We start from the raw sequence: 20703 nt of genomic DNA, 5'->3' as shown, positions 1-20703 counted from the left end.
CGGTCGGCCGTCAGATCCTGCCGCGCGAACTCTTGTCCTGACCGAAGCGATGGAAGCATCAAGAGGATCCTTGACGGTGCGAGCCGAGGGAATTCGCTCCGCGAAGGCCGGGATTCCTGGGTGGGTCAGATCCGTGGGGCTGGTAGTTCGGGTGCGCGGCCCCGGGCGCGCCAAGCGTCCGAGCCGGCGACTCCGGCCAGTACCGCAGCGGCGGCGCCAGCGGCGGCCAGGGGTGGCAGGTGCCAGGTGGCCGGGATCAGGAGGCCCAGGACGAGCAGGCCGGCCAGCCGCGATCGGGAGATTCGGCTGAAGACCCGCAGTTCGAGAAGTGACCGGCCGGCCAGGAACAGCGCGGGCCCGCCGAGGATGGCGATGAGCCAGTTCGGTTCCGGCCGGCCGAGCGGCTCCACGATGTACAACTCGAAACTGACACCGGCCAGGAAGACACCGCCGATCATGAGGAGGTGAGTCCCGGCTACCGCCACGGACTGCCGGAGCGGGTTCCGAGCGCCCGTGATGGCCAGCGGCAGGGTCGTGCCGGCCCGGTAGAAATAGACCCGCCAGAGCAGCACGATGGCGACGAACGCCAGCCCGAACCCGGCCCCATGCGGGGTGCCCAGGTCGGTGGCGCTGAACGCCTTGCCGGACACGAAGATCGCCTCACCTAACGTGATCAGATAGAACTGCTGCAACCGCTCGGCCAGGTGCTCGCCCGCGATCGGTACGCCAGAGAATCGCTGATAAGCGGCCGTGAACCTGAAGTAGCCGATGGCCAGCGCGAGGGCCCAGAGCACGGCGCGGAGACCCTGGTTGTGCACCAGCGCGCCCACGATCCACAGCACCGCGCTCACGGCGATCGCCCCGGGGTCCGTTTGACGGCGGACGACCAGGAGGAGCAGCAGGCGGCTTATCCGGACCGCCGTATAAGCGCCGGCGAAGACGAGAGCCCGCTGCTCGAACCCCTGCGGTACCACGACGGCCATCACCACGGCGCCGGCCATCGACATGAACACCACGATCTGGACCAGCATTGACTCCGGACGTCGTCGGCTGGTCAATGCGACCGTCGTCAGCCACGTGACCCAGAGCGCCAGGAACAGCAGCAAGGTCGGGGCAGCCTCGCCGATCAGGAGCTCGTGCCCGGTGCTGAAGTCGTTGATCAGCCGCACGCTGACCTGATTGAGCGCGAACACGAAGACAAGATCGAAGAGCAGCTCCAGAAAGCTCGCCCGCATCCAGCCGGCTTCCTCGCGCATGAGCCGCTCACCGCCCGGCTCACCCATCCGTCATCACCTGTCGTCATGCTGTCGCCATGGGCAGCCCATGTTGCGCCTGTCGCTTGGGGCTTCGCTGGCTTGTCGCTGCAACCCGGATCGGTTGTTGGCCACTGCGGTCAGACGCCTCGACCCGGCGCGGCCCATGCCCTGGCCGGGCTATGCTCTCGGCCCGCAGCCCACGACTTCAGGACAGCCCGAGGCGTGGCCCGGATGTCCTCTGGGCGTGGGCAGCCCGCCAGGGGCCCGGAAACACGCCTCACGTCACCGTCAGCAGCAACCTGCCCGGGTACGAAGTCTGCAGACGTCGATGCGCCTCCGCCGCGCGCCCCAGCGGGAACGTCTCGGCAACATGCACCTCGAACGGTCCAGCCTCGATAAGCTCATTGAGGCGCTGCAACCGCTCGGGACCCGTCTCGCCGTTGTAGGCCCGGACCGTCACGCCGGCTCGCTCGCGCGGTACCGGTTGAACGCCGTTGGGGTACGCGATCACGCCACCGTCGCGTAGCGCTTCGGTGAGCCTGTTCAGCGTCTCCCCACCGGCCATGGCCATGATGCCGCCGACGCCGTTCGGCGCCACCTCCCGGATCCGGGCGAGCACCTCCACGACGTCGCCGTGACCGTCAACGGACAGGTCGGCACCGAGCCGGGTCACCAGCGCCACGCCCTCCGCCCCCGAGGCAACAGCGATCACGCTGAGCCCCTGCCGCTTGGCCAATTGCACGGCCAGATGCCCCTGACCGCCGCTCGCGCCGAAGATCAGGACCCACTCCCCGGCCGGCAGGCCGAGGACGTCCAGGCCCGACAACGCGGTCAGCGCGTCGGCTGGCATGGCTCCCGCATGGTTCACCGACACACCCGCTGGCAGCTTCGCGACGTACTGCGCCTTCGTCGCCGCGTACTCGGCGTAGAAGCCGCCTTTCGGCCGTCTCCGGCCATACACGTAGACCAGGTCGCCCACCGCGACGTCGGTCACCTGCCCGCCGACCGCGGCGACGGTGCCCGCCCCTTCGGCGCCGGGCACGATGGGAAATGCGGCGCCCTCGGGCACCAGCGCGCCCTCCCGCTCAAGGGCATCCCACACCCCCACGCCGGCGCTCCACACCTTGAGCAGCACCTCGTCGTCGGCGATCTCCGGCACCGGGAGGATACGCGGTGTGATCACCTCCGGACCGCCGAACTCGTCGAAGGCCACGGCCTGCATGCGCTCGGGCACATCCTCGTCGACCATAGGGAATTCCTCTCCGCCCTGCTGCTCCCGGACGCCCGGCCCGCCGCGCGATGGCCGCCAGTACGTCGCCCTCCCGGCTTGGCGCTCCCGCCGCCGTCAAGGTCGGGAGGTTCCTGCGGAGGCCCCGACCGATGCATCGCCCGCAGCCGGTGGTCCACACACGTCCCGGCCTACTCCGCACGCGCCAGCGTCACCGATCGCAGAATGCCTTGCCCCAGCGCAGTCGGGCCGCGCCTGAGCGCAGTTCACCCAGTCGGGCTACCCCGGGGATGACGAGCGAGACCCGTAGCGCAAACCGCAGCAACGACCACGGTGGGAACCGCCACCGAGCACGAACCGCAGGAAATACAACAACAGGAACCGCAACATCCGGGACTGTAATCTCAGGAACCGCAACAAGCAGGAGCAACCACCATGAAGATCGTCGTCTTCGGTACCGGTTACGTCGGCGGCGTCCTGGTGAGCGAACTCGCCGGCCGCGGGCACGAGGTCATCGCGGTCTCCCGATCCGGGAAAGCCGACCTGCCGGCGCAGGTCGCCGCCGTCACCGGGAGCGTCCACGACCCCGAGTTCCTCAGCTCGGTAACCGCCGGGGCGGATGCCATCGTGGCCGCCCTGCCCGCCCTCAGCCCCGAAGGCAGCCTCGGCGCGGCCGTCAGCGCCCTGCTCCAGGCCGCGCAGGAAAGCGGGGCGCGACTCGGGGTCGTCGGCGGCGCCGCGATCATCCCCACCGTGCTGGGCGGTCCCCGCCAGGCGGACACCCCCGACTTCCCCGCCCGATTCGCCCCGGTCGTCGACGCCCACCAGCAGGCGCTGGACATTTTGAACTCGGCACCTGAGAACGTCGACTGGTTCTACCTCATCCCGGCGGGGGAGTTCGGCGCCTACAATCCCGGCACCCGCACCGGGTCGTACCGCACCAGCAGCATCGCCCAGGTCACCAACGAGGAGGGCCGCTCGCTGCTCGGAGTGGCCGACTACGCGATCGCGTTCGCCGACGAACTCGAGAACCCGCGTACCCACCGCACCTGGCTCGCGATCGGCTACTAGCCTGAGCCCTTCAGTACGGGCGACCGCAGAGGGGTATCGGTAACGCGAAGTGCCTTCGCGCCCGGTGATCCTGAACGTACTCGTAGCGCGGCGGCCGGTCTTGGTAGCGCCGGCACTCCAGCGGGCCGGCGTCCACCAGGGACTTCAGGCGGCGGTCAGCATGTTCGGGGCGATGCCGAGGCTGCGCTCGATCGGGCCACTCCATGTCCTCGAAACTGGTCCGCCGCCTGCGGTCACGCTACCGGGACCGCGGGCTCGTCGATCACGCTTGCGTCGCCGCCGCGGATGGGGCCCACGCTCCACGCGTTCAGCTCGTGCGGGGTGCCGAGCCTGATCGCGCTCACCTCGTCGAGCCGGGCGAACTGCGCCGGGGTCAGGGTCACGTCCAGCGCGCCCAGGTAGTCGTCGAGCTGCGCGACGCTGCGCGGGCCGATGATCGGCACGTACGCCGTGGCCGCCCGCGCGCCCTGCTGCCGCATCCAGGCGATGGCGACATGGGAGGCCGGCACGCCGAGCTCGGCCGCGACGTCGAGGACGGCGTCGACGATCGCCGTCTTCTGCGCGGTGTCCTCGAAGAACCCGACGGCCTTGAGGTCGCTGATCCGGCCGGTGGCGCCCTGGCGGTACTTGCCGGTCAGCAGACCACCGCCGAGCGGGCTCCACAGCGCCGCGCCCAGGCCAAGCGCCTGCGCCATGGGCAGCAGCTCCCGCTCGGCGGTGCGGTCGACCAGGCTGTACTCGACCTGGATACCGGCGACCGGGGACCAGCCGCGCAGCTCGGCGATGGCGGCAGCGCGCGACACCCGCCAGGCCGGGAAGTTCGACAGCCCGAAATAGCGGATCTTTCCGGCGCTGACCAGGTCGTCCAGGCCGCGCAGGATCTCCTCCATCGGGGTCAGGCCGTCAGGGGCGTGCACCCAGTACATGTCCAGGTGATCGGTGTTCAGGCGGCGCAGGCTGGCCTCGAGGGCCTGGACCATGTACCGGCGGCTGTTGCCGGTGTTGGAGACCGTCTGCGGTCCGACCCCGTTCATGCTGTACTTGCCCGTCAGCACGAAGTGGTCCCGGTCGGCGCCCAGGAACTCGCCGAGCAGCTGCTCGGATTCGCCGGCCTGGTAGTTCTCGGCGGTGTCGATGAGCGTGCCGCCGGCTTCGGCGAACCGCTCGAAGATCTTGCGGGCCTCGGCGGGCTCGGCACCGGGGCCCCAGCCGCCACCGGCGCGCCAGCCGGTGCCGAAATTGGCGGTGCCGAGGCCGTACTCGGACACGCGCAGGCCGTTGTTGCGCCCGAAGGTGGTGTATCGCATGGGTGGACATCTCCCTAAGACGAGTAAGACGAGCAACTTGCGTTGTGCAAGCGTGGAGGCGGTTCTTGGCGCCGGTAAGGTGTGTCGGGTCAGCGGGGGACGGTCACGACGATCTTGCCGACCTGGGATCCTGACTCGAGACGACGGTGGGCCTCGACGATGTTCTCCAGCGGGAAGGTGGCGTCGATGACCGGCCGCAGGACCTTGCGGGCGACACCGTCGAGAATCCAGTCAACGGCGACCTTGCGGCGTTCGAGGTCAGTGGTGAGCTCGAAGACTTTGTACCCGCGGATGGTCAGGCTCTTGATGATCAACTCCAACGCGGGCACGGTCGCGGCCTCGGTGCTCAACGCGCCGTAGACGATCACGGTCCCGCCGGGCGCGGCGGCGCCGATAAGACGCGCCAGAGCCGGTCCGCCCACGGGGTCGAACATCACACGCGCGCCCTGCCCGTCGGTGAGTTCGTTCACTCGGGTGACAACGTCTTCCTCGGTCGTGGCGATGACCGCCTCGGCGCCGGCGTCCAGGAGCTGCTGACGCTTCGCGCTGGTGCGGGTCAGTGCCACGGGCCGGGCCCCCACGCTGCGGGCGATCTGGATCGCGGCCAGCCCGACGCTGCTGGAGGCGGCCGGGATGAGCAGCGTGTCACCGGCCTGCAGGCCTGCGGTCTCGATGAGGGCGCCGTAGGCGGTCAGGTACTGCCCCCACAGGGCCGCGGCCTCTTCCCAGGACAGCGTGTCGGGGTGCTTGACCACCGCGGTGGCGGGCGCGATGGCCAGCTCGCCGTGGATGGGGTAGTCGGTGGCCCTGAAGCAGGGGATCAGGCTGACGGCATCCCCGACGGTGAAACCTTCGACGCCTGGGCCGATGGCGTCGACCTCACCGGAGGCCTCCCATCCGATACCGGAGGGGAGCTCCATGAGGTGGCCGCTGCGGAGCATGGCATCCGCTCGGTTCAACCCGAGAGCCCAGGTGCGGATGCGGATCTCGCCCTGGCCGGGTTCGCGGATTTCGACGTCGTCCAAGGTCAGGACCTCGGGGCCACCGGTGGCGTGAAATCGGACAATCTTGCTCATGGGAGTTGTCTTGCCTTTCAAGTCTGGACCTGATCCGGTCGTTCGTGAGGTCGGAGGGACGCGACGGCGGTCCGGCCGTGCTCGGTCAGTGCGGGGCGAGCGCCTACGCACCCGGTTCGGCCCCGGCGAGGCCGACGCGCGGCGCGACGAGCAGCATCACGGCGGTCGCCGCGGTCATCCCGCCGGCGACCACCAGCGCCATGGCGACGCTGCTGCCGCCGAGCGCGCCGACCAGGGGGGCGCCCAGCGCACCCCCGCCGAACTGGACAGCGCCGAGCAGCGCCGCGGCGGTCCCGGCCGCCTCGCCATGCCGGGTCATTGCCAGGGTCGGGGCGTTGGGGAAGGCGAGCCCGATCGCGGCGAGCACAAGGAACAGTGACACCAGCAGTGTGACCAGGCCACCGAGGCCGGTCACGGCGAAGAACAGCACGATGAGCCCGGCGGCGGTGCCGGCGATCAGGGCGGCGCGCAGGATCTGCAGCGGCGTGTACCGGCGCAGCAGTAGCACGTTGAACTGGATGGCGCCGATGAGTCCGGCCACACTGGCCGCAAAAACAAGGCCGAACTCCTGCTCGTCGAGACCGTACTGCTGTTGCAGGACGAAGGACGAGCCCGCCACGTAGGCGAACTGGGCGGCGGAGTACAGCCCGACGACGAATACCAGAGCGACGAAGGCACGGTCGCGGAACAGCCGGCCGTACCAGTGCACAGTCGCCGCCGCACCGCCTCGGTGACGGCGGCGCGGCGGGAGGGTCTCCGGAAGGCCGAAGAAAGCAACTGCGATCAGCAGTACGCCCAGCACCGCCAGCGTCACGAACACGCCCTGCCAGTCGGTCCAGCGCAGCACCGCGCTGCCCAGGGACGGTGCGAGAATCGGTGCCGCGCCCGTGACGAGCATCAGTCGCGAGAAGATGCGGGCGAAGGCGGATCCGCTGAACAGGTCCCGCACGACTGCAATGGCGATCACCGTGGCGGCCGCCACGGTGAGCCCCTGCAGCACGCGCAGCACGTCGAGTACGGCGATGGTGGGCGCGAACACGCACAGCACCGACGCGGCCACGTGCAGGACCAGCCCGGCCAGCAGTGGGCGGCGGCGGCCTACCGCATCGGACAGCGGCCCGACGAACAGCTGCCCGACGGCCAATCCGAGCAGCGTCCCAGTGAGCGTGAGCTGCACCGCCGTCGGGGTGGTCGCGAATGCGGCCGTCACGGCGGGCAGCGAGGGCAGGTACATGTCGACGGTCAACGGACCGATCGCGATGAAGGCACCGAGCATGAGCACCAGCCACACCCGCTGGCGGCCGGTCATCAGGTCACCCGGCAGCACCGGTTCGGCGCCGTCGGTGGTCCCGGCGTCGCTCATGAGACCTTCCTCCAGACTAGTTCGAACTCCGTATCCGTGCGCTGCACGGCGATGCCGTGTACCCAGCGCGCCGCCGCGCAGCCGTTCCAACCCGCGCGGGTACTGCCGATGAGGGTCCTGATCTTTTGTCATTGCGCTTCCTCTGTTGCTTGGCGGCACCCGATCGATGTCCTTGCTTAGTCAAGCAACTATTGGTCGTGATGCTTCCTTCGTCAAGCAACTATGCTGGGAGGATGTCCATCGTCACACCCGGCCGGGCACCGGCCCCAGAAGGTCTACAACCCCTCAATCGGGACGAAGAAGCACTCGTCCGGAGCCTCACCCACGCCATGTGCGCGCTGCCCCGTGCCATCGACGCAGACATGGTCCGCGAGCAGCGGCTCTCCCTCACCGAATACACGGCGCTGATGCACCTGTCCGAGGCCCCCGACCGGCAGATGCGCATGAACGAACTCGCCGCCGCCTGCGAGATGTCCTTCAGCGGCATGACCCGCGTGGCACAACGCCTGGAGAGCGAAGGGCTGATCCGGCGAGTCAGATCCACGCAGGACGCGCGGGGCTGCAACGCCGTTCTTACCGATGCCGGTTTCGCCCGTCTTGAGGCTGCGTGGCCGACCAACCTCGCCGCCCTTCGCCGGCACCTTCTCGACCACCTGACAGGGATCGACCTCGCCCAACTCGCCAGGGCCATGCAGAACGTGGCCTCGTGAAATGAACGTGCGCTCGTCGGCGGCGCGCCATGGGTGTACGTCATCGCGATCGCCGCCGGAGCGTCGGGAACGGCGAGTCACGCCGTCCGGCTGTAGAGCGCCTGACCGTAGCCGTCACGCGGCCCGACCTGCACGCACACCGGTGGCGCCACACCTTCGCCCACGAGTAGAAGCGCGCCGGGGGAGACAGGCAACCGGTCGCACATGACCCGGTCTCCGTTGGGGCAGGACCCCGAAGGCCGCGGAGTTTCCGCCGGCGGCCCTTGCACCGGTCGTGCGCGGCCGGAGCAAGTCAGCTTCTACACCACCCAGCGGGACGCAACCGAACGCCTGCCTGACGAATGCCTGGTCCTTCCGCGGGCTCGGTGCCCCAGAGCTGTCTTGGTTACACCGTGATGCCCATGTGGCGAAATGTGGTGGCGTCACAGACACCGGTGGCCTTGATGCCGCGCATGTGCTGGTACCAGCGAACGCCGGCCTCCGTGCGTGAGCCGTAGAATCCGTCCGCCTCGCCGCACTGCTTGGCTCCGATGAACCGCTGCACGAACAGAACGTCGTAGCCGTGCATCGGCGGCCGGGTCAGTCGCAGCGACCGGGAACCGGGCTTGCCCGGCTGTGCAGCCGCTGGTCTGCGCGCCGGAGCCCGCGAAGCCGGTTGTGAAGCCTTCGCGGCCGGGGCCGGTGCCGCGGCCACACCCCAGGCGCTGCGGTTGTTCTCAAATGCGCTGCCGTAGCGGCCGGAGATGTGCACGTGCCCGGTGTGCGGATCCGATCCCGTGTACCTGCGCGGCTGAAAGCCGCGGGTACGGCTCCAGATGGTTCGATTGAAGATCACATACTGCGTGGTGGGGTGGCGGATCGCCACACGGACCAAAGCGCGCGGGTCGATGCCGTTGACGTCGACGTCGACGGCGTGCACGACGCCCCGCGAGTCCGGGTTGTGGTCGGACTTGCGGCGCTGATGGCTGACGTCGCCGATCCAGCCGTCGAAGCGCTTCTGGTGATGTGGCCACCGTCGGTAGATCTCTTGACGAAGTGTTACGAGGTTCGCGGCGAGCACCGCCATCACGCACCCCCTCGCTTCTCATCGCCGAGGTCATACTCCACCGCCTCGCCGGCAAGTTCCTCGGCGTCCTCGTCCTCGTCCTGGTGGGTCACGTCCTCGTCGTCAACCACGCCGTCCTCAGACCGATCCTCGGTGACCTCCACCTGATCAGGGCTGTCTTGCTCCGCCTCCTCCGTGACGGCTGTCTGCTGCGGCTCCTCGGGCACCGGTTCGGCCGGATCAACTGGTCCGACCCGGCCAGCAGGTCCGGCAGGGCCAAGGGGTTCGACCATGGCCGGGACGGCCTCGGGCAGTTCCTGAGCGCCGCCATCGGTCGCGGGTGGGACGTCTGTGGCCGGTAGTTCGCCTCTGGTCGGTGGCGTTGGCTGCTTGGCCTCGGGGTCGGTGCTGGGCACGCTGTTGAGCAGTGACTGTGCCCGGTCGTCGATGAAGCGGGTGGCCAGCTGCTGGGCGTAGCCGAAGACGAGCGCGTAGGCCAGGATTTGCCGCTGGGAGTCCAGCTCGGACAGCCCGGGTACGAAGTTTCCGCCAAGCAAAAGGATTCCGGCGACCGCGGTGAGGGAGCCGGTGGGCACCTTGAGCCAGGTCAGGGCGAGGGGCACCCCGTACGGGGTGGACGAGCCGCGGAGCTTGCGAATGGCGAACGCGGCAGCCAGCGCACCGCCGAGCAGCCCCAGGCCGGCGACGATGATCACGTCGCCCGGCTCGGGGTGTTGCGGCTGGTCGGCGTCGGGCACCGCCAGCGGCGGGTCCTCCCCGCTGGGGCATACGGTGCGGGTGGCGGGGCCGTTGGGCGTCGCCTGGGGGGCGGTGATGCTGGGTGTGAAGCACAGCGGCATCGCGTCGGGGTACCTGGCCACCACGACCACCAACGCCGTCATGAACAGCGCCATGAAGACGGCGGCGGCCAGCAGCACGTTACGGAATCCACGCACCCGCGCGTGCAACTGGTCGGCCGCGTCATATGCGATCTCCATCGCCTGCTTGAGCTGGGCCCGCTTCCTGGCCTCGATGTGCCGAGCAACATCAGCGCGCACCCGGCCCTGCGCCCGGTCGACCCGCTGGTCCACGCGCGGGTTGGGCCGGATCAGCGCCTCGAACTTCAGCCGCCGGACATCCTCCGGCGGCAAGCACGTCTCCAACTTGGCCAGCACGCCGGGAGTGAGGGCATCCAGGTCTTCGGGCGCAAGCAGGTCGACGAGAGCGATCTTCGCCGCGTGCAGGCTCTGGTAGGCGTGCTCGACGGCGCCGCCCCGCCACCGGTCGGCCAGGCTCCTGCGCCGCCGTCGGCCTTGTGCCTGGGTGGCCGTGTCGACCGCGGCGAGCAGTTTCTCCACCGCGTCCGCCGCTGCCTGCCGTCGGGGGTCGGGCGGCTCGGCCGCGAGCGCCACCTGCATCTGCGTGCGGACGGCCTCGGCCTGCACCGCCGCCTGCGCGGCCCACGGCTCGGACCACAGGCGGGGAAGGGGTTCATCGAGAGTCTCGGCCATAGCCCACCGTCCCGATCCTCACACCCCGCCGTCCAGAAAGACGGCGATGGTGTACTGACCGCCACGATAGGCCCGCCGCCAGCCGGCGATCAGACCAGAAGCCGCCCGCCGACCTGTCGGGAACGCGTCACACTCTCAGCCAGTTCTATCTGACAATGGGCGTCCACCGAGCACGGCCGCCGGGGCGGGGCGCCGGGCACGGAAAGCCCGGCGGTCTCAGGCCGCGCATCGGTGGTGGCGCCGCCTCAGTGACGGCGGCCGTCGGCTTGTTCTACGACAAGGTGCTCGCCGACCCGGAGATGGCGGGTTACCTCGACCACGTGGACATGGCGCAGCGGCGGCGGCACTTGGCGCTGCTGCTGCTCGGTGGTCCAGACCCGGCTTACGCTGGCTCGTCACGAACAGGGTGCCCCCGCGCAAACGTCGACGATGTCGCCGGTGAGCAGGAACGTCGCCTTCTGCTCCTGCGCCGCGGGCTGGGCACGCGGGAACTCGTGCGGGTCGTCGCCGTACTCCGCTCCGGCAGGCGGAAGGTTCGTCGGCGGTGGCGCGGAGGCGGCACCGCTGTTCCAGATCACGATCGCCGAGCCGGCGTACGGATACGCGGGGATCGGCGCGATGCCCCAGTACGGCTTGACGTCGAGCGACCAGCCGTCGGCGAGTGCCGGGGTGTGCAGGCGAGCGCCGATTGTGCGCGCCTCGACCTCGGCCGCGGCCGGGGAGACCTGGTGGTCGCCGAAGGCCACGTGCATCAGCACCTGATGCGCCGGAGTGCCCGGCAGCGGCTTGTCGGTCATGTGCTGGGCGTACCCGTTGGCCTCAGACCGGTCCCACAGCATCTGCAGCAGCGCGAAGATCAGCTGCTGGTCGACCTTGTCCGGGTAGGACTGGTCCATGATGGTCTGGAACGGAGCGAAGTCGAGGCTGCGCTGCAGCAGTGTCGAGTAGTTCATCGCCGGCACGCCGAGCACCGACCGGGTCCAGTCCTGAGCGATAGCGGTCAGGGCGCCACCGTTGATGCCGCCCTGGCTGTTGCCGTCGTAGTGCAGCCCGCCCGGCCCGTCGATCAGCGGCTGCCCGGCGGCGTCCTCGAACGCCGGGTCGGCGGTGAAACCGTCTGGGTGGATCATCGCCCGGCCCAGGAAGAGGAAGTTCAGGAAGCTCTGCTGCAGCCGGTCCGCCACTGCGGGGAAGGCGCTGAGGTCGGTGAAGGCACCGGCCACATACGGGACGTCGGCGTTTGCCATGCCGATCCAGCTGGTGGCGCAGAAGGTGAAGTTGTGGGTGGCCGACATGGTCTTGACGTTTCCGGCGTTGATCTCGGTGGGTCGGCCGAGCAGGCCGTGGCCGTAGAGCGAGAGGTGCGCCGGGTCGGCGGCGGAGGCGCTGCGCGGAATGTTGCAGACAAAGTCGGCGTGCAGCGTCGCGCCGGACGGCGTGGGCCGGGCGTCCGCCGTGTGCGCCTTCCCGTCGCCGTCGGCCGGCCCGTAGTGCAGTCGCGACCCGGGTCCGCCGTTGCCGGTCAGATAGGACGGTACGGCGATGGTGCCGCTCACCTGCCGGGCGATCCGCGGATCTTGCTCTGGCGGGTAGTTCACGATCTGGGTGACGGCGAACGAGGGCGCGGCCACACCGAGGGTGGCGAACGCGTCGTCGCGGAGCGCCAGCATCCGTCCGGTCAAACCCTGCCGGCTTGCTACCGTGAAGTCCCAGGCGAGGTAGAGGTCGTGCCGTTCGACGTGGGCGGTGGTCAGGCTGGCGAGGATCCGCTTGATCTGGGGGGTGCGGCGGTCCCTGGGGTTGGCGCCGTTGACGTACGCCTGGAACGTGGCCGGCGCCGGGATCAGCGCCCCGTTCCGGTCCCGCAGGCCGCGCAGCCCCACGACGTACCGGGTGCCCTCGGCCAGCGCGACGGCCGGTCGGATGATCACCAGCTGGCGGTCGGGCTGGCCGGCGGCGTGCGCGTCCAGCTCCGCCCAGTACGGTGTGCGCTGGCCGGTGGTGGTGTTCAGCAGCACAATCGGCGCGTCCGGCGCCAGCGAGCGGCCGATGTCGGTGACCGGCGCGATGCCGGTGGCTGCGGCGTCGAGGCCGGGCACGTGCACCAGGATCGGCGTGCCGGGGCTGTACCCGTCCTGCCGGTTCCATTCGGTCGGGTCAATTGGGACGCCGCGGATGTTGGCCGGCATCGAGGCGTCCGCGAACTGCACCCGCCGTCCGGTGGGGCTGACCGGGTCGGGCACGGTGAAGTAGTCGTTCGGGAACGGCAGCAGGCACGCCGTCGGGTCGATCGGGTCGCAGGCACCGTGCGCGGCCGGCTGCGGCGGCACCGTGGGCGGCGCCGCGGCGGCGGCGGTGGCGAGCAGTACGGCACCTGCGATCACCAGCACGGACACGGCGAAAGGCAGCCGCCTGGGGATGGTCACAGGCATCTCCTTCGATGGTGGACGGAGGCACGGAGCCGAGGTGGTGGGACGAGTCGTCCGGTGGGGCGGGATGTTCTTCCTACGCTCGTGAATGATTCTCGGCAATAGTCCGACCAGCTCGGGCTGCTCGAGCGCTGGCGTTTCTCGGTCCCGGCGGCAACCTCTGACCTTGATGGCGATGCACGTCCTGCCCTCCACTCCTGAAACACGGCCTGGCCACGGACTAGTGCTCACGGCTTCGGCGCCGGCGCTCCGCCCGGCTGTCGACGCGTTCGTCCGACAAATTCGCTACCCGGCGGCCGGAGCGCAGTGATACACAACCGAGGTGCAAAACATTTTGGAGTTCCCCGAGGTCCTGCGGCTGATCGAAGACCGCTCGGCCGCGTTCCGCGCCGCGATCGCGTCCGCCCCCGACCTTGACGTCCAGGTCCCGACCTGCCCGGACTGGACGCTGCGCGAACTGGCGCAGCACCTCGGCGACGGCCGCCGCCGCCAGGCCGCCATCATCGCGGCGGGCCCAGGCGCTGAGCCACCGGCGAGGACGGACCCGAAGGGCGCCCCGACCGCGCCCCGCGACCGCGAAGCCCTGGACGCCTGGCTCGCCGAGTCGACCGAGCTCATGCTCGACGCGATGCGCGAGGCCGGCCCGGACCGCGGCTGCTGGACCTGGTGGGGCCGCTCGCAGGCCCCGGAGACCAGCGGAGCCGTGGCCCGGCACCAGATCCAGGAGATCGCCGTCCACACCTACGACGCCCAGCTCACCCAGGGGGCCGCACAGCCGCTGCCGACGGACGTCGCGGTCGAGGGCGTCGACGAGTTCCTGACGACCGTCGCGGCGACGACCGTCCCCTGGCCGTTCAAGCCGGCGACCATCGACCTGCACACGACCGAGGGCCGCTCCTGGCGCCTGACCCTCAACGCCGACGGCGTCCGCTGCGACGACCTCGCCGCCGACGCGGAGCCGGGCGACATGGCGATGCGAGGCGCAGCGAGCGAACTGGTCCTCTACTTCTACGAGCGCGTCCCGCTCGACGGCCTGGAGACTACCGGCGACACCGAGCCGATGGAGCAGCTCGCAGACTGGGACCCGAACGCGTAAAACGCGCACTTGTGACGCATCTGTCGGTTGTGTGCGCGCTTGTGTGGGCGCCACTGGGCCCAGGGTAAGCGCAGGGCCTCGCGGCCGATGCGGATCAGCCGGCCGTGCACCTTACGCAGGTAGGCGAGCAGTTTGCGGATGGACCAGCGGGTGAAGGGCTGGCTGAGCTTCGTCGGGCGGGTGGTGGCCGTCTGGACGACGAAGTCCTCGTCGTCAGGGCTGAGCAGGCGGGGACGGCCTCCCGCCCACCCAGGTGGGCCTGACCCGCTTTGACGGACATCTGAGATCAGGAGCTGGAGGGCTCCGGGAGGATGTCCAGCATCATGGAGAGCATGGGTAGGAAGCGGTCGCGGCCTCGTCGGTCGTTCACGGCGGAGTTCAAGGCCGAGATCGTGGAGTTGTGTCAGCGTGGGGATCGGACGATCGGGCAGGTTTCGAAGGATTTCGACCTGACGGAGACCGCGGTACGGGAGTGGGTCAGGCAGGCTGAGGTCGACGCGGGCGCCCGTAGCGACGGGTTGACCAGTGACGAGCGGGCCGAATTGGCGCAGCTGCGCCGGGAGAACCGGCGGCTGCGCGAGGACGTCGAGATTTTGAAGCGGGCGACGGCTTTCTTCGCGAAGGAGACCCGGTGAACGTGTACCCGTTCATCGAGGCGGAGCAGGCCGGCTCACGCAGCGTCAAGCGTGCGTGTGAGCTGATGCAGGTCTCCCGGTCCGCCTATTACCAGCATGTCCGTGGCGAGCGGTCCGAGCGTGAACGGGTCGACCAGGCCCTGACCGAGAAGATCACCGCGGTGCACGCGATGTCGAAGGGCACCTACGGGGCGCCGCGGGTGCACGCCGAACTCGTCGCGGCTGGGCTGCGGCACGGCCGCAAACGCGTCGCACGGTTGATGCGCACGGCCGGGATCGCCGGCAAGTGTCCACGACGGTGGCGCACCACCACCATGCCGGATCCGGCCGCCGAAGCGCGTCCTGACCTGGTCGGCCGGGACTTCGACACCGACGCGGCCGCGGTCGACACCCGATGGTGCGGGGACATCACCTACATCAACACGTGGGAGGGCTGGCTGTATCTGGCCGCGGTCATCGACCTGGCCTCCCGGCGGGTCGTCGGCTGGGCGGTGGCCGATCACCTGCGCACCGACCTGGTCGACGCCGCCCTCACCAACGCCATCCGCCGCCGCCGACCCACCTCGGGGCTGATCTTCCACGCCGACCGCGGCTGTCAATACACCAGCACCCAGCACGCCCGCCTCACCAAGCGCCACGGGATCCGACTGTCGCTGAGCCGGCGCGGGCAGTGCTGGGACAACGCCGTCGCCGAATCGTTCTTCGCCACCATCAAGACCGAACTGCTACACCGCCAGGCCTGGCCCACCCGCGAAGCCGCCCGCCAGGCGATATTCGAGTACGTGGAAGGCTGGTACAACACCCGCCGCCGGCACTCCAGCCTCGGCTACCTCAGCCCCGCCACCTACGAAGCCACCGGTCTAAGCCCGGTAACCGCCAACAAAGTAGCGTGAGATCACCACATCGACCCTGTCCGTCGAAACGGGTCAAGCCCACAGGGTCCAGGCAGGCCGGGCCGATCTGGTTGAACCGGTGGATCACGTCCCGCACCGTGTCCTCGTCGGCCTGCACCAACTGGGCGATCACTGGAACTCGGTTGCCGCCGACCGAGGCCAGCAGCATCATGGTCCGTCGATAGCGCACTGTGTTGGTGCTGCCCCGGCGCACGATCCGGTGTAACTGCTGGCCCTCCTGGTCGGTCAGCCTCCTGATCTTGACCAGCTCCGCCACCACGCCCCCAAACCCGTCGGATGTCCGTCTCATCCAACCGGTTCCGGCCCCGCCGCCGCCAACCCGGTAAACGTTCCCGTTCAGAGCACCAGAGAGGCTCCGCCTCGGACCGCCGAGCAGGCCAGTCGAGCTGGATAAACAGCCTGTGGCCCTACCTCGGGCCAGGCTCACGCAGGGACCCGCGGCCCGATTTTGGCCGGCCGCCGCCACCCGCTGCGCCGATGTCCGGCCGCCGTGGCGACCGGCTGTGCCACCCAAGTGGCTGGTCAGAACCCATGTCTGCAAAATGTGGAGCGGGCAACACAACGTTACGCCCGCTCAAAAACTTGACACAAACGTCGAGAATCTGGCGACCAAGGATCTAGGCAGCCATGGCCCGGGCGTACTCGGGCTCGCCACCCTCACTCTCACCCGTGACGTTGTTGCGGTCCGCTGTGGAACGCCGGACCACCAGCGCCAGCCCGGCGAGGACGATGGCGGCTGCGGCCAGCTCCGTCGGGCCGACGGGCTCGTCGAGCAGCAGCGACGCCGCGCTGAGCCCGAAGACCGGCACCAGGAGGCTGAACGGCGCCACCCGCGCGATCGAGTACCGGGCGATCAGCCGGTTCCAGATCCCGAAGCCGACGAGGGTCGACACGTACGCGACGTAGGCCACGGCGAGCAGCCCGCGCCACGACAGGCCGGTGATCGCATCCAGCACCGCCTGTCCGCCGTCGACCACGCCGGCCAGGCCGAGCAGCGGCAACGGCGGCACCAGGCTCGACCAGACCAGCAGCGACAGCGGTCGCTTCTCGCCGCTGGCCCGCATGACCAGATTTGCCACGGCCCAGCTGGCCGCCGCGAACAGCGTCAGCATGAAGCCGATCACCGTGGCGTGGTCGCCGCTGCCGATCGCCAGCACGCCGATCCCGACCGATCCGACCAGTACGCCGGCCACCTGCGCCCGCGCCGGCCGCTCGCCGAGCACCGCCGCCGCCAGCAGCACCGACATCAGCGCCTGCGCCTGCAGCACGAGCGAGGCCAGGCCGGCCGACATGCCAGCCGCGAGCGCGGTGAAGAGGGCGCCGAACTTCAGGACGCCGAGCACCAGCCCGTAGGCGACCACGTAGCGGAGCCGGGCGCTGGGGCGCGGTACCAGGAAGACCAGCGGCACCGCCGCAGCGACGAAGCGCAGCGCGGTCAGCACGAGCGGCGGCAGGTCGCGCAGGCCCAGCTCGATGGCGACGAAGTTGACGCCCCAAATGGCGGCGACGAGCACGGCGAGAGCTCGGTGCGATGCTTTCATGCTGGCCAGGCTGCCCGAGCGAACGCTTAAGGACCAGTTCAACGTTCTTCATCGCTGTTGTAGCGTAGCTACATGGATCTTGACGTACGCCGGCTCCGGGTGCTGCACGAGGTCGCGCTGCGCGGCAGCGTCACAGCCGCGGCCGCGGCGCTGCACGTGACCCCGTCGGCGGTATCCCAGCAGCTCGTCCAGCTGTCCCGAGAGGCCGGGCACGAGCTGGTCGAGCGCGCCGGGCGCGGGATCGTGCTCACCCCGGCCGGCCAGGTGCTGGCCAGCCACGCGAAGGACGTGCTGGGCGCGGTGGAGCAGGCGGTGGCCGGGCTCGCCGCGCTCCACCACAAGGTCAGCGGCACGGTGCGGGTCGGCGCCTTCGCGTCCGCGGCCGGCGCGCTGGTGGCCCCCGCCGCCGCCCGCGCGCGGGCGAAGCACCCGGAGCTGGACGTGCGGGTGATCGAGGCTGAAGACCAGCAGAGCCGCCTCGACCTGCGCTCCGGCACCCTCGACGTGGTGGTGCTGCAGGAGTACGACCACGTGCCCGCGCCGCTGGTCGACGACCTGGACCGGCACCCGGTCACCACCGACCCGATGCACCTGGTCACGCCGGTCGGGTGGCGCCGTCGCACCGGCCGGCTGAGCGAGCTGCGCGACGTGCCATGGATCGCCAGTGCCGAGCACACGCCGTGCCTGCGGTCCACATTGCACGCTTGTCGGCTCGCCGGCTTTGAACCGGACATCCGGCACCGTTCCGTCGATTTCGCGCTCACCCTGGACCTCGTCGCGGCCGGCCTGGGCGCCGCGCTGGTGCCGGAGCTGGCGCTGCGCCACGTACCACCCGGGGTGCACGTGCAGCCACTGGCCGAGCCGGTCACCGAGCGACGCATCTTCGCGGTCACCCGCGCCCTCGGCGGCGCGCCGCAACGGCCTGCGGTGGACGCCCTCCTGGCCGAGCTGAGCGGTCCGGCCGGCGTGCCCCGTGGGCAATTGCCACCGATCATCGCTTGACGCACACGCTTCGACCCCTGGGTCCCTTCGAAGTGGGCTCGGCCGGCTACTCAGTGCGGGTGAACGGCACGACGCTCAATCTCTACACGTTCGCCGAGGACGAGCCCGGAGTTCCAGCAACCGAAGACCCGTGGATGGACTGCTCTGTCGAGCCCGCCGCTGAGGTGGACCGCCTTTTCGAAGCGGCTGGAAGTAGCCGCCGTGTCGCCCTGTGCTGGCCGGGCAGTAATGACGGGTTATCGGTGCTCGGCGAGGACAGCGTTCTTCGGCGAACCTGCCCAGGCGCCGTTGCCTCAGGCTCATGGGACTGCGTCATCCCATAGGAGATGCGATGTTGAGGCCAAGGCGGTGCCTCAGATGCCAGCAACCTTTGATGCCGCGAGCCGTGCGCGGCGCCGGTCGGAGCCATCGCTCCTCGTGGGTGCGCTCAGGCGGCTTCAGCCCGGATCCTCGCATCGGACACCGGCTCTTGCTATCTCCCCGCTGCGAACGAGTTCTCGGATAGCTGTAGTCATGGCCGGCACGCCCGGCTCCGCCACGATTAGCTGGTCAACGGCCCAGAAGTAGCTGCCGTCCGCGACTTCACCGGTCTCCTTCCATCTAGCGAGCAGGCGGCGGACCTCGTCGACGGTGAAGATCGTCAGCGCCCAACTGGAGCCGTCAGGAAGGTCGACGAAGGCATCCACGTTGGCCACACACTCCTCGGTCGTGTCGGGACCGAGAAGGAACCGTGCCACGAATGTCGGTTCCGTGATGATCACGTAGGGATCGGTGGCGCCCATGAACGCCCATCATGCCGCACGGCCACGAGCAGATCGGGGTTCGCAGGTGTCGTGCCAGGTGATCTGCTTGCCGGCATCCGCTTTTGCCGCAGACCGCGCGGCACGGAGCGTGGCCGACTTCCCACGGCTGGGGCGCGCAGACGTGCCGAGAAGGTGCGTCGTTACCGCTCGCCGCTGTCTCCGCCGGTTTGCCGGGCCTGCTGCGGCCCCCGATTATCCTTCAAACGCCGACCCGATGGCCCACGCCGGGGGCTACTCACGGAACGGGCGGGTCATGGCTGCGAGGAGGGAATGCTCCAGCTCGACATACTCGACGGCCACGCCATCCCCGGCTAGCCGCTCTACCGCAGCCATGCCCAGCCCGCGATCACGCGAAGCGACGATCGGCACGTATCCCAACCGCCCGAGCTGTCGGGCAACCTCGAAGCCAATACCGCGATTCGCCCCAGTCACCAGAGCGACCAGGCTCTCCCTGCTACGCACCCGGCGATCGTAGCCAGACACCTATCGGCCCGTCGCGCACCTCCAGACTAGAGAAGAGCGCCTCCGCACCGGCACTACCAACCCTGACCCCATCTACCTGGCGGGCTGCCGTCACGAGTATCGCGATTGCTCTCCTATGTTGGATCCTGCGCGCCATCCGCGTGCCATGATCAAGGCTGGTACTGCTGCCGCCGGCTGTCCGCCAGGTATTCGGCGAAGATCTCACCGAGGACGCGCAGTGCGATCGCGGCCTGTTCGTCGGCCCTGCCCAAGGTGCGGGCACAGGCGGTGAGCGTCTTCCAGAGGGCCCAGCCGCGCCCGCGCGCCCACGTGGCCCCGCTGACGGACAGTCGCTGCCGAAACGCCTGCCGACCCTCGGCGGTCAACAATGTCCATGCGATCGCCAGGTCACAGGCCGGATCGCCGACGCCGCAGGTCCCAAAGTCGATGACAGCGGCGAGTTCCCCGTCGTTGAGCAGGAGATTTCCCTGGGCGACGTCACCGTGGAACCAGGTCTGCGCTCCGTCCCAGGATGCGTCCAGTGCGTTCTTCCAGATCTCGCGGGCCAGGTCGACGTCGACGTGGCCGTCCAGCGCAGTGAGCGCGCGCTGGGCTTCGCGGCCGTAGGTGCGCAGCGTGCCGCCCCGGAACCAATTGTGCTGCCCGGGGAGGGGGCCGCCGGTGGGATCGATGCTCTGCAACGCGGACAGGAACTCGGCCAGGTCGATGGCGAATCCGACGGGATCGGTGATGCGGTCCGCGCTCGCAGGCTCGCCGTCGAGCCATGAGTAGATCGACCACGGGTAGGGGTAGCCCGCGCCGGGTTCCCCTTTGGCCAGTGGGACGGGGATGGGCAACGAGAGCCGGGGGGCGAGTTGCGGCAGCCACCGGTGCTCCTTGTCGACCGCCAAGGCGTACTCGGCGGCGCTGGGCAGACGTACCGACATCCGGGAGCCGAGGTGGAAGGTCCAGTTGTCCCAGCCGCCGTTGGCTACCGGCTGAACCGGGAGGTCGGCCCACTGGGGGAACTGGTCGGCGACGAGCCGACGCACCAGTTCGGCATCGACGGCGATGCGTTGGGGCACGGGACCGAGATGCGGTGTATTGCTCACCGAGACGCCCTTGTCTGACAAGGGAAGTTCAGAGTGTCATCACGAGTCACGCCAGGGACAGTACAAGTCAGCGCAAGGGCATTAAGCGAACGAGCCCCGTGCCAGCCACGTGCCAGTAGCCCGTGTCCCGAGGGGGCACGAG

General features: G+C 69.6%; 19 protein-coding genes. 6 read left to right on the top strand and 13 right to left on the bottom strand.

Translation table 11 applies throughout. The features are described 5' to 3' along the window. Window positions 1–125: 125 nt before the first annotated feature. Window positions 126–1283, bottom strand: a complete 1158-nt coding sequence (locus Q2K19_RS30905) for a low temperature requirement protein A (RefSeq protein WP_302765789.1) — start codon at window positions 1281–1283, stop codon at window positions 126–128. A gap of 250 nt (window positions 1284–1533) precedes the next feature. Beyond that, on the bottom strand, window positions 1534–2505 hold the full coding sequence (locus Q2K19_RS30900) for a quinone oxidoreductase family protein (protein WP_302765787.1): 972 nt from the start codon (window positions 2503–2505) through the stop codon (window positions 1534–1536). A 414-nt stretch (window positions 2506–2919) separates the two neighbouring features. Between Q2K19_RS30900 and Q2K19_RS30895 the strand changes: the two genes are divergently transcribed. Next, a complete protein-coding gene (locus Q2K19_RS30895; protein ID WP_302765785.1) occupies window positions 2920–3555 on the top strand; it encodes an NAD(P)-dependent oxidoreductase in 636 nt (211 codons plus the stop codon). Between the two features lie 233 nt (window positions 3556–3788). Here the strand turns inward: Q2K19_RS30895 and Q2K19_RS30890 are convergent, their stop codons facing one another. The 3 genes from Q2K19_RS30890 to Q2K19_RS30880 all read right to left on the bottom strand — a co-directional run bounded on the left by Q2K19_RS30890 (window position 3789) and on the right by Q2K19_RS30880 (window position 7247). Continuing rightward, window positions 3789–4862, bottom strand: a complete 1074-nt coding sequence (locus tag Q2K19_RS30890) for an aldo/keto reductase (RefSeq protein WP_302765784.1) — start codon at window positions 4860–4862, stop codon at window positions 3789–3791. A gap of 89 nt (window positions 4863–4951) precedes the next feature. After that, a complete protein-coding gene (locus Q2K19_RS30885) occupies window positions 4952–5938 on the bottom strand; it encodes a zinc-dependent alcohol dehydrogenase family protein (protein ID WP_302765783.1) in 987 nt (328 codons plus the stop codon). 103 nt (window positions 5939–6041) lie between these two features. Further along, window positions 6042–7247, bottom strand: a complete 1206-nt coding sequence (locus Q2K19_RS30880; RefSeq protein WP_302772851.1) for a multidrug effflux MFS transporter — start codon at window positions 7245–7247, stop codon at window positions 6042–6044. Between the two features lie 287 nt (window positions 7248–7534). On the opposite strand from Q2K19_RS30880, the gene Q2K19_RS30875 reads away from it, so the two are divergent. Further along, the gene (locus Q2K19_RS30875) at window positions 7535–8011 is read left to right on the top strand and encodes a MarR family winged helix-turn-helix transcriptional regulator (RefSeq protein WP_302765781.1); all 477 of its coding nucleotides are present in this window, start codon (window positions 7535–7537) and stop codon (window positions 8009–8011) included. A 385-nt stretch (window positions 8012–8396) separates the two neighbouring features. On the opposite strand, the gene Q2K19_RS30870 is transcribed toward Q2K19_RS30875, so the two are convergent. The 3 genes from Q2K19_RS30870 to Q2K19_RS30860 form a co-directional block, all read right to left on the bottom strand. Beyond that, entirely contained in the window at window positions 8397–9077 is a 681-nt protein-coding gene (locus Q2K19_RS30870; protein ID WP_302765779.1) for a peptidoglycan-binding domain-containing protein, read from the bottom strand. Then, window positions 9077–10567 (bottom strand): hypothetical protein, encoded by a 1491-nt coding sequence (locus Q2K19_RS30865; protein WP_302765777.1) that lies wholly within the window; start codon window positions 10565–10567, stop codon window positions 9077–9079. Before Q2K19_RS30865 ends, Q2K19_RS30870 begins: the two co-directional genes overlap by 1 nt. Window positions 10568–10962: 395 nt before the next feature. Then, on the bottom strand, window positions 10963–12999 hold the full coding sequence (locus Q2K19_RS30860) for a hypothetical protein (protein WP_302765775.1): 2037 nt from the start codon (window positions 12997–12999) through the stop codon (window positions 10963–10965). Window positions 13000–13318: 319 nt separating this feature from the next. On the opposite strand from Q2K19_RS30860, the gene Q2K19_RS30855 reads away from it, so the two are divergent. The 3 genes from Q2K19_RS30855 (at window position 13319) to Q2K19_RS30840 (ending at window position 15620) form a co-directional block, all read left to right on the top strand. Beyond that, window positions 13319–14092, top strand: a complete 774-nt coding sequence (locus Q2K19_RS30855; protein ID WP_302765773.1) for a maleylpyruvate isomerase N-terminal domain-containing protein — start codon at window positions 13319–13321, stop codon at window positions 14090–14092. A gap of 332 nt (window positions 14093–14424) precedes the next feature. Continuing rightward, complete coding sequence (locus Q2K19_RS30845) at window positions 14425–14727, top strand: transposase (RefSeq protein ID WP_446839594.1); 303 nt, start codon at window positions 14425–14427, stop codon at window positions 14725–14727. Beyond that, window positions 14724–15620, top strand: a complete 897-nt coding sequence (locus Q2K19_RS30840) for an IS3 family transposase (protein ID WP_302763311.1) — start codon at window positions 14724–14726, stop codon at window positions 15618–15620. Before Q2K19_RS30845 ends, Q2K19_RS30840 begins: the two co-directional genes overlap by 4 nt. Here the strand turns inward: Q2K19_RS30840 and Q2K19_RS30835 are convergent. Both Q2K19_RS30835 and Q2K19_RS30830 read right to left on the bottom strand, forming a co-directional pair. Then, window positions 15559–15900: a helix-turn-helix domain-containing protein gene (locus Q2K19_RS30835; protein ID WP_302765770.1), complete on the bottom strand. Its 342-nt coding sequence runs from the start codon at window positions 15898–15900 to the stop codon at window positions 15559–15561. The two genes, Q2K19_RS30840 and Q2K19_RS30835, sit on opposite strands and share 62 nt — an antisense overlap. A 358-nt stretch (window positions 15901–16258) precedes the next feature. Further along, window positions 16259–17182 (bottom strand): EamA family transporter, encoded by a 924-nt coding sequence (locus Q2K19_RS30830; protein WP_302765768.1) that lies wholly within the window; start codon window positions 17180–17182, stop codon window positions 16259–16261. A gap of 72 nt (window positions 17183–17254) precedes the next feature. Between Q2K19_RS30830 and Q2K19_RS30825 the strand changes: the two genes are divergently transcribed. After that, window positions 17255–18184: a LysR family transcriptional regulator gene (locus tag Q2K19_RS30825; RefSeq protein WP_302765766.1), complete on the top strand. Its 930-nt coding sequence runs from the start codon at window positions 17255–17257 to the stop codon at window positions 18182–18184. A gap of 437 nt (window positions 18185–18621) precedes the next feature. Here Q2K19_RS30825 and Q2K19_RS30820 read toward each other — a convergent pair whose 3' ends face one another. The 3 genes from Q2K19_RS30820 to Q2K19_RS30810 form a co-directional block, all read right to left on the bottom strand. Beyond that, complete coding sequence (locus Q2K19_RS30820; RefSeq protein WP_302765765.1) at window positions 18622–18966, bottom strand: hypothetical protein; 345 nt, start codon at window positions 18964–18966, stop codon at window positions 18622–18624. Between the two features lie 252 nt (window positions 18967–19218). Then, window positions 19219–19449 carry an SDR family NAD(P)-dependent oxidoreductase gene (locus Q2K19_RS30815; RefSeq protein ID WP_302765764.1) on the bottom strand — a complete coding sequence of 77 codons (231 nt, stop codon included), beginning with the start codon at window positions 19447–19449 and terminating at the stop codon, window positions 19219–19221. Window positions 19450–19619: 170 nt separating this feature from the next. After that, window positions 19620–20561, bottom strand: a complete 942-nt coding sequence (locus tag Q2K19_RS30810) for an aminoglycoside phosphotransferase family protein (RefSeq protein ID WP_302765763.1) — start codon at window positions 20559–20561, stop codon at window positions 19620–19622. Window positions 20562–20703: the final 142 nt, after the last annotated feature.

Origin of the sequence: Micromonospora sp. NBRC 110009, assembly GCF_030518795.1 — a bacterium.
In the GTDB taxonomy this organism is placed as follows: domain Bacteria; phylum Actinomycetota; class Actinomycetes; order Mycobacteriales; family Micromonosporaceae; genus Micromonospora.
The sequence above is the reverse complement of the archived record's forward strand: the minus strand, read 5'-3'. Positions and strand labels throughout refer to the sequence as shown.